This is a genomic window from Candidatus Frankia alpina (assembly GCF_902806485.1).
Taxonomy (GTDB): domain Bacteria; phylum Actinomycetota; class Actinomycetes; order Frankiales; family Frankiaceae; genus Frankia; species Frankia alpina.
In genome coordinates this window covers 1-11,643 of sequence record NZ_CADCWT010000162.1, presented here as the reverse complement: position 1 = coordinate 11,643, position 11,643 = coordinate 1, and the positions used below count along the sequence as shown (strand labels likewise).

Annotated in this window: 12 protein-coding genes and 2 tRNA genes; 8 read left to right on the top strand and 6 right to left on the bottom strand. The window is 71.4% G+C overall.

The features are described from left to right. Positions 1 to 244 (top strand): zinc-binding dehydrogenase (locus tag G6R25_RS16475; RefSeq protein ID WP_163553708.1); only part of this gene is annotated, 244 nt, incomplete at its 5' end. 157 nt (positions 245 to 401) lie between these two features. Here G6R25_RS16475 and G6R25_RS16470 read toward each other — a convergent pair. The 4 genes from G6R25_RS16470 to G6R25_RS16455 all read right to left on the bottom strand — a co-directional run bounded on the left by G6R25_RS16470 (position 402) and on the right by G6R25_RS16455 (position 4,794). Continuing rightward, a tRNA-Ser gene (locus G6R25_RS16470) sits at positions 402 to 492 on the bottom strand. A gap of 76 nt (positions 493 to 568) precedes the next feature. After that, positions 569 to 2,938 carry a [protein-PII] uridylyltransferase gene (locus tag G6R25_RS16465; protein WP_163553707.1) on the bottom strand — a complete coding sequence of 790 codons (2,370 nt, stop codon included), beginning with the start codon at positions 2,936 to 2,938 and terminating at the stop codon, positions 569 to 571. A gap of 231 nt (positions 2,939 to 3,169) precedes the next feature. Beyond that, positions 3,170 to 3,511 (bottom strand): P-II family nitrogen regulator, encoded by a 342-nt coding sequence (locus G6R25_RS16460; protein ID WP_136447229.1) that lies wholly within the window; start codon positions 3,509 to 3,511, stop codon positions 3,170 to 3,172. Further along, on the bottom strand, positions 3,508 to 4,794 hold the full coding sequence (locus tag G6R25_RS16455) for an ammonium transporter (RefSeq protein ID WP_163553706.1): 1,287 nt from the start codon (positions 4,792 to 4,794) through the stop codon (positions 3,508 to 3,510). Before G6R25_RS16455 ends, G6R25_RS16460 begins: the two co-directional genes overlap by 4 nt. Before the next feature lie 265 nt (positions 4,795 to 5,059). Here G6R25_RS16455 and G6R25_RS16450 point away from each other — a divergent pair, with 265 nt between their 5' ends. Further along, positions 5,060 to 6,472 (top strand): C40 family peptidase, encoded by a 1,413-nt coding sequence (locus G6R25_RS16450; RefSeq protein WP_163553705.1) that lies wholly within the window; start codon positions 5,060 to 5,062, stop codon positions 6,470 to 6,472. Positions 6,473 to 6,530: 58 nt separating this feature from the next. Here the strand turns inward: G6R25_RS16450 and G6R25_RS16445 are convergent, their stop codons facing one another. Then, positions 6,531 to 7,220, bottom strand: coding sequence for a metal-dependent transcriptional regulator (locus G6R25_RS16445; protein WP_136447226.1), 690 nt, complete (start codon positions 7,218 to 7,220; stop codon positions 6,531 to 6,533). Between the two features lie 201 nt (positions 7,221 to 7,421). On the opposite strand from G6R25_RS16445, the gene G6R25_RS16440 reads away from it, so the two are divergent. Together G6R25_RS16440 and G6R25_RS16435 are read left to right on the top strand one after the other, a co-directional pair. Beyond that, a complete protein-coding gene (locus G6R25_RS16440; RefSeq protein ID WP_011602139.1) occupies positions 7,422 to 7,646 on the top strand; it encodes a DUF3039 domain-containing protein in 225 nt (74 codons plus the stop codon). Between the two features lie 171 nt (positions 7,647 to 7,817). Then, positions 7,818 to 7,890: transfer RNA gene (locus G6R25_RS16435), tRNA-Arg, on the top strand. Positions 7,891 to 8,254: 364 nt separating this feature from the next. On the opposite strand, the gene G6R25_RS28990 is transcribed toward G6R25_RS16435, so the two are convergent. After that, complete coding sequence (locus G6R25_RS28990; RefSeq protein ID WP_163553704.1) at positions 8,255 to 9,016, bottom strand: GntR family transcriptional regulator; 762 nt, start codon at positions 9,014 to 9,016, stop codon at positions 8,255 to 8,257. Positions 9,017 to 9,322: 306 nt separating this feature from the next. On the opposite strand from G6R25_RS28990, the gene G6R25_RS16425 reads away from it, so the two are divergent. The 4 genes from G6R25_RS16425 (at position 9,323) to G6R25_RS16410 (ending at position 11,226) form a co-directional block, all read left to right on the top strand. Continuing rightward, positions 9,323 to 9,715 (top strand): hypothetical protein, encoded by a 393-nt coding sequence (locus G6R25_RS16425; RefSeq protein WP_163553703.1) that lies wholly within the window; start codon positions 9,323 to 9,325, stop codon positions 9,713 to 9,715. Continuing rightward, entirely contained in the window at positions 9,712 to 10,152 is a 441-nt protein-coding gene (locus G6R25_RS16420; protein ID WP_163553702.1) for a hypothetical protein, read from the top strand. Before G6R25_RS16425 ends, G6R25_RS16420 begins: the two co-directional genes overlap by 4 nt. Beyond that, positions 10,149 to 10,469, top strand: coding sequence for a hypothetical protein (locus tag G6R25_RS16415; RefSeq protein ID WP_163553701.1), 321 nt, complete (start codon positions 10,149 to 10,151; stop codon positions 10,467 to 10,469). Before G6R25_RS16420 ends, G6R25_RS16415 begins: the two co-directional genes overlap by 4 nt. 496 nt (positions 10,470 to 10,965) lie before the next feature. Continuing rightward, complete coding sequence (locus G6R25_RS16410; protein ID WP_205447165.1) at positions 10,966 to 11,226, top strand: helix-turn-helix domain-containing protein; 261 nt, start codon at positions 10,966 to 10,968, stop codon at positions 11,224 to 11,226. The last annotated feature ends 417 nt before the right edge of the window (positions 11,227 to 11,643 follow it).

Genomic DNA, 11,643 nt, shown 5'->3' with positions numbered 1-11,643 from the left:
CCGCATCATCACGTCCATGGTCAGCACCGGACTGCAGGCCGCCGCCTCGCCCCGGCGAATCAAACTCTTCAGCAACAACCCGTCAGCCGACCGGATCGCCGAACTCGCCCAGTCCGTCGAGGCGGGAAGCATCCGACCTGTGATCGACGCAGTCTTCCCGATGGCCGACATCGCGCAGGCTCACCGAAGGCTCGAAGCAGGCGGCGTTCGCGGGAAGTACCTCATCGACATGCAGCGCTCATAGCGGGTTCCCAGCCCAGGGCCCGCTGAGCCGAGCTGGTCCCCCAGGCTGTCGCAGGGTCTGCCCGGCCTCGTCCTCGTGGGCACCACCGCAGCGGGGGAGCAGAGTGTGTCCACAGGTAACAAGGGTGCTCGACGTGGCAAGCCACATGAACGAGGGGCGGAGGCTCCGGGATTTGAACCCGGGAGGGGGTTGAAGCCCCCAACCGCATTAGCAGTGCGGCGCCATAGACCGGACTAGGCGAAGCCTCCCAACGTGCTCGCCCATCATAGCGTCTCCCCTGAGGGCGCCAACGGCCCGGGTGCCGGACCGAGCGGGCGGGATGGATCACAGCCGCGGCTGGGCGGATCCGGCGTCGGCGTGCTCGGCGGGCGCCGTCTGGTTGGGGAGATCTCCCGTGCCCAGCGCGGCGAGTACCGCGCGGTCGATCTCGCGGCGGCGGGCGTGGTCCGCCACCGGCTGGCCGTCGGCCTCCTGGACGTAGAAGGCGTCGACTACATCGAGTCCGAGGGTGGCGACGATGGCGGTGGCGACGTCGAGCCCCAGCCCGGACAGCGCCCGCACGATCCGGAACAGCACGCCGGCCCGGTCGGGGGCGCGTACCTCGAGGACAGTGGTCGAGCCCAGGTCGTCGTCGAAGATGACCTGCGGTGGGCCGGGAGTGGTCCACTGCTTCGCCCCGGAGTAGTCACGTTCCCGGGCTGCGAGCCGCGCGGCGAGGTCGAGGGTGCCGGCGAGGGCGGCCTGCATGTCCGCGAGCAGCTTCGCCTCCTGGGGCACCCGGCCGTGCGGGGCGGCGACCGCGGCCTGCAGCAGCGCGCGCCCGTCGGCGCTGCGGGCCGAGGCCCGCCGGATGTCGAGCCGGTTGAGCGCGAGGACACCGGCGGTGACGGCGAGCAGCCCGACCTGGTCGGCGCTCACCACGACGATCTCGTACATCCCCTCGTCGGGCAGCGGGTTGACCTGGACGACGTGCTCTCCCGCCACGGCGAGCAGGTCGCGCTGGCGGTCGTCCAGCCGCGGCGGGCAGGGCATCCGCTCGCCGCCGAGTAGCGCCCGGGACCGTTCGACCAGGTCGTTGATCAGACGTGCCTTCCAGGTGTTCCACGCGGTCGGCCCGGTGGCCCGGGAGTCGGCCTCGGTCAGGCGGTGCAGCAGGGTGAGGATCCGGTCGCTGCCGGCGGCGGTGGCGACGGCCTGGATGGTCGCGAGATCGTCGATGTCGCGCCGGGTGGCGGTCTCGCCGAGCAGCAGATGGTGGCGGACCATCGCGACGAGCACGTCCACGTCCTCGGCGGGCAGGCCGAGGCGGGGGCCGATCAGTCGGATCTGCTCGATGCCGGCGTCGGTGTGGTCGCCGGGGAAGCCCTTGCCGATGTCGTGCAGCAGCGCGCCGAGCAGCAGCAGGTCGGGGCGGTCCACGTCGCGGGTGAACGCGGCGGCGTGGGCCGCGGTCACCATGAGGTGCCGGTCGACGGTGTACCGGTGGTAGGGGTTGCGCTGCGGGCGGCTGCGCACGGCGGCCCACTCGGGCAGCAGCCGCACCAGCAGGCCGACTTGGTCGAGGGACTCGAGCACGCCGACGGCGGCCTCGCCGGTGGCGAGCAGGGCGACGAGGGCGTCGCGCGCGGCGGGCGGCCACGGCTGCGGCATCGGCGGCGCCTCTGCGGCGAGCCGGTCGACGGCGTAGCGGCCCAGCGGCAGCCCGGTGCGGGCGGCGGCGGCGGCGGCGCGCAGGACGAGGACGGGGTCCTTGGCCGGTTCGACGTCGAGGGCGAGCTGGATCTCGCCGCCCTGGTCGATCACCCCCTCGTCCAGGGGACGCCGGACGGGACGCTGGCCGCGCCAGCGGGAGGTGTTGCGCAGCCCGGCGGCGGTGCGGTACCAGGTCGCGTCCCAGGCCCAGGAGATCGTCCGGCCGGCGTCGGCGACGGCGTGGGCGAGGGCCATCGAGTCGGGGTAGCCGAGCGCGCTGGCCACCGCCGTGCCGTCCTGCAGCAGCAGCCGGTCCTGCGGGCGGCCGGCGGCCAGGCGGCGGATCTCGCCGCGGGCGTCGAGCAGCACCCCGGCGGCGGCCAGCACCCGGTCGGAGGGGACCTCCGCGACCCAGGCCGCGGCGAGGGCGTGCAGGGCGTGCACGTCGCGCAGCCCGCCGCGGGACTCCTTGAGGTCCGGTTCGAGCAGGAAGGCCACCTCGCCGAGGCGGGCGGCCCGCTCGGCGACGGCGGCGGCGAGGTCGGGCAGCTGTTTCGGGGCGCGGGTGCGCCAGCGGGTGCGGGCGCGGCGGGCGAGGTCGGTGGTCAGCGCCGGGTCGCCGGCGACATGGCGGGCGTCGAGCAGGCCGAGCGCGGCCTTCAGATCGTCGTCCGCCACGGTGATTGCCTCGTCGACGGTGCGCACGCTGTGGTCGAGGCCGACGCCGGCGTCCCACAGCGGATACCAGACGGCGTCGGCGACGGTGACGATGTTCGGATGGGCTCCGTCGTGGAGGAGGACCAGATCGAGGTCGCTGCCGAACGCCGGCTCCGCCCGGCCGTAGCCGCCGACGGCGACGAGGGCGAGGCCGGGGCCGGGATCGCCGAACAGTTCGGTGAGCGCCTCGTCGGCGAGGTCGGTGAGTAGGCGGCGCAGCTGCGGCCCGGTCACCGTCGGCAGCTGACCGGCGCGTCCCCTGAGGATCTCCAGACGGTCCTTCATAACTTGCCCTCCTCCGGCTCTGGCCGCTCGGGCGGACCCGGCTCGCATCGGCCGAGCCGACACATGGCGCGGCACCGCGTCGATGGTCGCGCGGTGCCGCCTCATGTGATCGGGGTGAGGAGAGGAACGTCCGGGCTGAGGCCCGGAGCGTCCCCGCCCCCGCTGTTGCCTGCGTGGTGCGGATTCCGGGTGATGTTCGAGCGGTGCCGGGGCAGGAGTCGTGACTCGATGCTAGATCGCGTCGGCGCCCCGCTCGCCGGTGCGCACCCGGACCACGGAGTCGACCGGGACGACCCAGACCTTGCCGTCGCCGATCTTGCCGGTCTGTGCGGCCGTCGTGATCGCGGCGACCAGGTCGTCGGCGGTCTCGTCGGCCACGATGACCTCGATCTTGATCTTCGGGATGAAGTCGATCTTGTACTCCGCGCCGCGGTAGACCTCCGTGTGGCCCTTCTGCCGGCCGTAGCCCTGAACCTCGGAGATCGTCAGGCCATGCACGCCCAGGTTCTCCAGCGCCGCCTTCACGTCATCGACCTTGAAGGGCTTGATGATGGCGGTGACCAGCTTGGTCATGCCTGGACCTCCTCAGGCACCTTGACGGGGGTGACGCTGGTGGTCCGCGAGCCGCCCCCACCGATGGACGTGAACCGGTAGGCCGTCTCGCCGTGCAGCGCCTCGTCCATGCCGGTGATCTGGTCCTCGTCGCTCATCCGCAGCCCGATCGTGTACTTGATCGCGAGCGCGATGATCGCCGTCACGACGCCCGAGTAGCCGAGCGTCGCGCCGACGGCCAGGGCCTGCTCGCCGAGGACACTCCACGGACCGCCATAGAAGATGCCGTCGTGGGCCGCCGAGTTGGTGTCCACGGTGGCGAAGAAGCCGGTGAGCAGGGCGCCGAGCACACCGCCGACGAGGTGGACGGCACCGACGTCGAGCGAGTCATCGATGCCGACCTTGCCCTTGATGGAGGTGGCCAGGGCGCAGACGACGCCGGCGATCCCGCCGACCGCGATGGAACCCATCGGGGAGACGAAACCACAGGCCGGGGTGATGGCCACCAGGCCGGCGACCGCACCGGACGCGGCACCCAGCGTGGTGGCCTTGCCGTCCCGGAGCTTCTCGACGGCGAGCCAGCCAAGAATCGCGATGCCCGTCGCGATCTGGGTGTTGAGCAGTGCGTACCCGGCGAGCTTGTTCGCGCCCAGCGCCGAGCCGGCGTTGAACCCGAACCAGCCGACCCACAGGATACCGGTGCCGAGCAGGACGAACGGCACGTTGTGCGGACGGAAGTCCCCGCTCGGCCAGCCGGCCCGCTTGCCGAGCACCAGGGCCAGCACGATGGCGGCGATACCGGCGTTGGCGTGGACGACCGTGCCACCGGCGAAGTCCATCGCGCCACGCTTGAACAGCCAGCCGTTGGTCGCCCACACCCAGTGCGCGATCGGTGAGTAGACCAACACCGACCACAGCGGCACGAAGACCGCGAACGCGCTGAACTTCATGCGGTCGGCAACGGAACCGGTGATGAGTGCGGGAGTGATGATCGCGAACATGAGCTGGAAGGCTACGAACACGACATACGGAATATTGCCGTCACTACCGGACAGGTCCTGCAGCGCGAAGAAGTGGAATCCGCCCCAGAAGCCGTTGCCCGGACCGAAGGCGACACTGAAGCCGACGACCGACCACGCGAGCGTGACGATGCCGATGCAGAAGAAGTTCTGCATGATCATGCCGAGGACATTCTTCGCCCGGACCATGCCGCCGTAGAAGAACGCCAGTCCGGGCGTCATAAACAGCACGATCGCGGAACTGATGAGCATCCATGCGGTATCGCCCGTATCCATTTTGACCATGTTTCTCCTGTCATCCCCCCGCGCGTTGCGCGGACTGCACTCACCCGGTCCCCGGCCATGCTGCTTTCGTCCCGGTTCCTCGGGTCTGAAGAGTCGATAGGATCTGTTCCCAACCGGTGTCTTAACTGTTTCTGACGTGTGAAATCGCCGAATTGGGCGGCAGGTGGCCCGTTTCGGTCGCCTAGCGGGGGGCGTGCGGAGACTCTCCGACCTGTTCGGCGTGCTTCCGTGACTGTATAACTGTGGACAGTTACCATCCGGCGGTGTGAGCAGTGTCCCTACGGAGGGCTGGCATAGCGCTGGCGAACCGGACCCCGAGACCCGCCACCCCAGCGCTGTCGGCCGGCGCGTACCCATTGACAAGATTGGCCGCATTGACCTCGGCGGATTCGCCGAGCCCGCCCTGCCCATCCCCCGACAACGACCGGGACTGCCGAAGTCGCGCCCCGGCAGCCCGAAAGTCGCAGCAGGTATAGCAGCCCGCGCCAACGTCGCAGGTTCGAAAGTCACCGGCCTCATTGTCCTCGGCCTGGCTGGCATTCTGTTCGCCGGGCCGGCGACGGTCGCCGGCCCCGCCTGGGCGGCGCCGGCCCCGGCGGCGACTCGGCCGGAGTCGCAGAGTCTAGCCGACGTCCAGGACGAGATCGGGCATACGCGTTCAAAGCTTGATGAATCGGCTCGACGGGCGGCGAGCGCCGCCGAGGCCTTCAACGCCGGCCGGATCCGGCTCGCCGAGGCCGAGCGGGCCGCGACCGTCGCCGCCGACCGAGTCGACCGGGCGGACCGGGCGGTTCGCGAGGCCACGGACCAGCACCGGGGCCTAGCCGTGTCGGCGGACCGCGCGGGTGGCTTCGCCCAGCTGTCTCTGCTGCTGACCGGGGATCCGCGTCGTGCCCTCGACCGGGCGGGCGCAGTCGACGCCCTGGCCCGGCGGCAGCGGGTGGCGGACACCGGCCTGCGGCTGGCTCGCCTCGATCTCACCGAGGCCCGACGCAGCGCCGACGAGGCCCTCGCCGACAAGAAGAAGATCGTGGCGGATCTCGCCGCGGGCAAGCGGACCATCGAGGCGGCGGCCGACGAGCAGCGCGGCCTGTTGCAGCGGCTGGAGTCGCGCTACGCCGAGTTGGAACGGCAGGCCAGGGCCCAGCAGGCGGCCGCCCAGCGGGCCCGGCAGGCGGCGGCGGCCGCCGCGGCGGCGCAGGCGGCCCGGCAGGCGGCGGCCGAGCAGGCCCGCTACCGGCAGGAGTCCGGGGCGGCGGCGGCAGCTGGCCGGGCTTTCGCCGCGGCTCCGGTCATCGCGGCTCCGGCCGTGGTGGTGAGCGGTGGCGGCGGTGCGGCGACCGCGGTGCGGGAGGCATACGCCCAGCTCGGAAAGCCCTACGTATGGGGGGCTGAGGGGCCGGGGACCTTCGACTGCTCCGGGTTGACCCAGTGGGTCTGGGGAAAGGCGGGCGTCGCGCTCAGCCACTACACCGGATCGCAGTGGGAGGAGGGGCGTCGAGTAGACCGTGCCGCCCTGATCCCCGGGGATCTCGTGTTCTTTCACCCGGATCTCGATCACGTCGGGCTCTACGTGGGGAACGGGAAGATGATCGATGCCCCCCGCACCGGCGAGGTGGTCCGGGTGGAGAACGTCTGGTGGTCGAGCTTCCAGGGAGGCATCCGGCCGGGAACCTGATGCCGGCCACCCGGGGGATCGGTGGCCGGCAGGAAGAACCCTCGAGGGCGTAGTGGGGTCAGTGGTCCACGTAGACGAGAGCCGCCGTGCTGCGACTGATCTCCGCGTCGCTCTGACCGTTCGGGGAGACGATGTGGATCAGATCGCCACGGGAACCCGGCATGATCTGGGCGCCTGGCACGATCGCGGCGTCCTGCAGCCGGCGCATGGCGCTCTCGTCGGTCTGCAGCCGCTCGGAGATCCAGCTCACCGTCACCGGCTGGCCACCATCTGCGGCAGCCCGGTCGGCGGAGGCCAGCAGGCTCACGGGAGCGGCTGCGGGCCGCGGCGCATCGCTGCGCTGGGCGGGTGGAATCTCGTTACCGAACGGACAACGCTTCGGATCGCCGAGCAGGACGGTGAGCCGGGCCTCGACCTCGTCGGAGATCACGTGCTCCCAGCGGCATGCCTCGTTGTGCACCAGGGCCCAGTCCAACCCGATGACCTTGGTGAGCAGCAGCTCGGCCAGCCGATGCTTGCGCATGACAGCAGTGGCCCGCAGCAGACCCTTCTCGGTGAACTGGACGGTCCGGTCGTCGGCGAGGGAGACCAGCCCCTCGTTGGCCATGCGAGCGGTCGACTCGCTGGCGGCAGGCGCGCTGACGTGCAACCGCTCCACCAGGCGCGCGCGTAGCGGTGGGATGCCCTCTTCCCTCAGTTCATACAGGGTGCGGAGGTACATCTCGGTACTGTCGATCAGTCCAGTCACCGGTCTCCTTCGTCCTTCTCAGAGTACGCCCTGTCCGCAGGTCGCAAGGGCCATGCGTCCCGTGTATGCCGCATCCCTGGGCGGCCTCCCGGGCGGCCTCGCCCCGACCGCACACCGCTCGAATGCCCCGCCGGCAGGTCGATCCCGGACGGGGGCTCACCCCCCCGGGACACTGCCGACCGTCGCACTAGAATCAGCACCATGAGCACGACTCAGATCGCACCTGAGACGTCGGACACCCGCACGGACGAGGGTGACGACCACTCCCACTACGCTCGCCGGGAGGAGATCGTCCGTGCGTCCATCGAGGGCGGTCGGGTCACCGCGCTTTGCGGCTACAAGTTCGAACCCGTCCGGGACCCCTCGCGCTTCCCGATCTGCCCGAAATGTAAGGAGCTCGTCGAGATGGCCCAGCAGTTCGGTTGACGGGACGACCCGCGGCGGTCGGGATCGGGGATCGCGCCGGCCCGACTTCGCCGCGTTGGCTGCAGACCGCCGATCGGTGTCGGCGACGGCGCAGTCATGAAGGCGCCGCCATCCGTCGGCGTCTCATCCAGCGGCCGTACGATCACCCTAGGTGTCATCCGATGCCGCTCCGCCCCAGTAGCTCAGTGGATAGAGCGACCGCCTCCTAAGCGGTAGGCCGCAGGTCCGATTCCTGCCTGGGGCACTTAGCTAGGCTCACCAGCACGTTTTCAACGTTTGACGATCAACGAAGGTAAGCGCTCCGGTCGTCGGCCTACTAACTTTTGATGATCGGCGACGTGCGCGACGCTCCGGCGCTCCGGACGGGCCAGCCGGCCGACGCGCCCGGTGGGGTGCCGACCGGAGGGAGGCGGGGCCCCGTCCGGCGCGCGGCGGGACCGGCCGGCACGGTCGGCGTGGCGTGTGCGGCGCCCCACTGTTTCAGCTCTCGATCATCAAGCGGCCGGTACCTGCAGAGGTACCGGCCGCTTCGTGCTCTTCGCGACCCGTCAGGGCCGCCCTTGAAAAAAAACAAGTACGGAAAGTTGGCACAGACCTGATGACGCCGGTCAGGTCACGGCAAGCCGGTAGCTGAGAACGGACCGATGGCCGGCCATGACGATGTCGGCCGTCTCGACCGGCAAGTCACCCACCCGGTACGTGCGCTTCATCGCCAGGACGGCGACGCCTGGCGGGAGTTCCAGCGCCTTCGCTTCGTCGGCAGTCGGAAGGCGTGACTCGATGTCCTCCTCGACCGAGTCGATCCGCTGACCGATCAGGTCGAAGCGGGCCACGACGCCGACAGCGGCCCCCTCTTCGGGAGGCTCGATGGGCGTTCCCGCGGTGAGGGCGGCCGGCTCCCATGACGTGGCGGTCTGGATCGGCGTCCCGTCGTACCGGTAGAGGTAGCGCGTTGCCACCACGGGAGCGCCTGGCTGGATGCCAAGCCGCTCGGCGACGTGCTCATCGGCCGTCTCGTGCGCGGTCCGATGGTCCCAGGACGCGCGGCCTCCCGATGCCGCAACGGACCGAGCGAACGGGGAACCCGACTCTGTCGATGCCGGTGGGCGTCGCCGGTAGAAGTCCGTCGTTATGCGTCGGACTGACGGGCGGGTCTGGACGAACGTCCCGTGCTGGCCGCGAGTCTCAACGAGTCCTTCGGCCTGGAGCTGCGCGACCGCCCGCCGGATCGTCTCCTGAGCCGCTTTGAATGTGCGGGCAAGCTCGCGGTGTGGAGGCAGTCGACCCCCCGGGGGGTACTCCCCCTGCTCGATCTTGTCTCGCAGCGATGCCGCGATCTGGAGGTACGGGAGGCGGCCGGGCGTGGGCATGCCCTAGACCATACGAGCATCATCCCGAAAAAATCTTGAAGAACATGCCCTAGGGCATATCTATGCCCTAGGGCATGTGGGTAAGGTCGTGCCACCGCTGAGACGGGAGGCAACCCGTCGGGGCGGATGGCAAGAGCCCGGGTCTTTCTGGACATGGAAAAGGCCCGGGTGGGAGGCAACCCACACCGGGCCGGACGCGACTTGGCATCGCTCTTTGAGCGTACAGCGTCTGTGCACGTCGTGGCGCCTTCCGCACCCCTTGGTCTGCTCCCGGCTCGGGCCGGGGGCCGGTGGAAGGACCGAACGATGTTGTTGGAACGTACGTCGGCACGCCCGGTCGGGGCGATGCCCTCAGGTGGCCAGCCGGCCGGTGCGCTGCGGTCGTTGACCGCCGGTGACGCGGTCGCGGCCCTGGCGGCCTCGGACATGCCGGCCCGCGGCCCGGTCAGCGTCACGCAGGCGTGGGAGTTCACCGCGCAGGGCCTGGCCCGCCTCGACCTGGCCACCATCCGCGAACGCCGCCAGATCGGCCGCGAACTCCTCGCCCGCACCCAGAAGACCTCCGACCCGACCGCGCAGGGCGTGCTCTACGACGCGATCGCCGCCCTGTACGGCGGCCAGCGCCGCCACCAGCGCGCCGTCGACGTCGTCAGCACCCTCACCCAGGCCGGCACCGTGTGGCCGCGGGAGTCCCGATGAGCCCGGCCACGCCGCCGCGGACGGCGGCTGATCTCGTGAAGCTGCTGAGCTCCTACGGGGTGTCGGTGGCGTTGGGCGCCTCGACACTGCCCGACCGCGGGGACATCTCCCTGTCCGCCACCGTGGCCTACGCCGAGCAGGGCATCGAGCGTCTCGGCGGTGTCGCCGGGGTGCGCCGGCAGATCACGAAGGCGGCGAACCTCGACGCGGCGTGGGGGGAGTTCCTGCGCGGCCGGGAGATGCGCCGCGCCTCGATGACCGGCGCGCAGCTGCGCGCCGACGACCGGCAGGCCGCGCGCCTGACGGCGACCCAGGAGCAGGTGTGGGGGCCGGGTCGCCCTCCGCGTGCCCTGGCCCGTCAGGAACGGGTCCGGATTTTCTCCCAGCGGATGGCGGCCGAGCTGTCCACCACCCGGCCCCGGCGGCGGGCGGCATGAGCCGCGGGAACTGCCGTCGCTGCGCCGGGACGGGCCTGATCGGGGATGCGGTGTGCCGGGCGTGCAACGTCGACGTCTACGCCCCCGGGGATCTCCTGGTCGGTCTGGGTCAGCGCCTGGTCGACACCCTCACCGGTAGCTCCCACCGTCCCACCGCCCACGGCGTGCGTACCACCCGCATGGGCCGGGAGACGGTGAGCCTGGCCGACACCCCGACCGGCGGGCCGCTGCGCGCACCGGCCTGCGACCGGTGCAAGAAGATCGGCCGGCCTCTCCAGCTCACCCGCAAGGGCCAGCGGTGCAAGATATGCCGATGAGCGTGACGCCACCGACGCACAGCACCTGACCGGCACCCACCGCACGCCGCGACGGTACGGCCCGATCCGCACCGTCGCGGCGCCCCGCCGACCCGATCGAAATCCGATCCGTCCGCACACGGCTGACCCGATCCGATTACCGAGGCCGACCGGCACGAATCGACCCCGCCGGACCGGCCCGACGTCGATCGGGACCGGACCCTTGGAGGCCCCGCCCGTGCCCCACACCACCCACCATCCCGCACCCGCTGGCCGCTGCTGGCGGGACGGCTGCACCAACCCGGCCAACGGTCGTCATCGAAGACCACGACGGCGGACAGGCCAACGTCTGCCCCGACTGCCACCGGGACGCGCAACGCACCTCCGGCGGGTCGACCCACGGCATCGGCACCGTCGTCCGCCGACCCGGCTAGGCCGCCCTCGCCCGCCTGGCCCCGACAGCGGTCCGGCGGACACCGACCCCGCCCGTAGCCCTCGACGCAAGGAGACCCGTCCCATGACCACGCCCACCGCTGCGGCCGGCGACCAGGACGCCGACCCGTTCGCGGGACTCCCCCCGCTGATCTCGGTCGAGACCGCCGCGGGCGTGCTCGGCTTCTCTCGCGCGTTGGCGTACCGGTACGCCAAGTCCGGTGAGCTGCCCTGTCGGCACGTCGGCGGCCGGGTCTTCGTCATCACCGCCCGCCTGCGCGCCCTACTCACCCCCGACGCCCCGCCGGCCGACGCGACCGACCCCGGCCGTCCGCCGGCCGCCTGACCGGCGACCGGCCGACCACGAGCCGACCCGTCGCGTCAGGCCCGCTCCCCGTGACGAAACCCCACCCGCCGCACAGCTGCCCGCCCCCGGCGAGGTAGCGGCGCTGCCGCTACCCGGGCCGCTACCTCGCCCACCCTCGCTGACCTGCACCGGCCCGGCCAGGTAGCGGGTAGCGGTCCCGGCGCCGCCAGCCCGGAAACCGCTGAAAACCGGCCTTGGAGGCCACTCATGGCCGCTACCGCTACCCGCCGTTGGCACCTCGCCCGCCTGGCCCGGGGTGTCAACGCCTGTCAACGGGGTGTCGCCGGGGTCTGCCGGCACGGGGGTGATCTTTTTTGTCGGCCTGCACCCCGGCCGGCCGGCCCCGCGGACGCCAGGGGGAGCAGGCGGGGAGGCACCCGGGCGGCAGGGAAGTTC

Excerpts from the sequence above, each read along its gene's own strand:
- G6R25_RS16465 (WP_163553707.1), bottom strand. The coding sequence starts at position 2,938 with ATGAAGGACCGTCTGGAGATCCTCAGGGGACGCGCCGGTCAGCTGCCG.
- G6R25_RS16460 (WP_136447229.1), bottom strand. The coding sequence starts at position 3,511 with ATGACCAAGCTGGTCACCGCCATCATCAAGCCCTTCAAGGTCGATGAC.
- G6R25_RS16455 (WP_163553706.1), bottom strand. The coding sequence starts at position 4,794 with ATGGTCAAAATGGATACGGGCGATACCGCATGGATGCTCATCAGTTCC.
- G6R25_RS16440 (WP_011602139.1), top strand. The coding sequence starts at position 7,422 with ATGAGCACGACTCAGATCGCACCTGAGACGTCGGACACCCGCACGGAC.
- G6R25_RS28990 (WP_163553704.1), bottom strand. The coding sequence starts at position 9,016 with ATGCCCACGCCCGGCCGCCTCCCGTACCTCCAGATCGCGGCATCGCTG.
- G6R25_RS16425 (WP_163553703.1), top strand. The coding sequence starts at position 9,323 with ATGTTGTTGGAACGTACGTCGGCACGCCCGGTCGGGGCGATGCCCTCA.
- G6R25_RS16420 (WP_163553702.1), top strand. The coding sequence starts at position 9,712 with ATGAGCCCGGCCACGCCGCCGCGGACGGCGGCTGATCTCGTGAAGCTG.
- G6R25_RS16415 (WP_163553701.1), top strand. The coding sequence starts at position 10,149 with ATGAGCCGCGGGAACTGCCGTCGCTGCGCCGGGACGGGCCTGATCGGG.
- G6R25_RS16410 (WP_205447165.1), top strand. The coding sequence starts at position 10,966 with ATGACCACGCCCACCGCTGCGGCCGGCGACCAGGACGCCGACCCGTTC.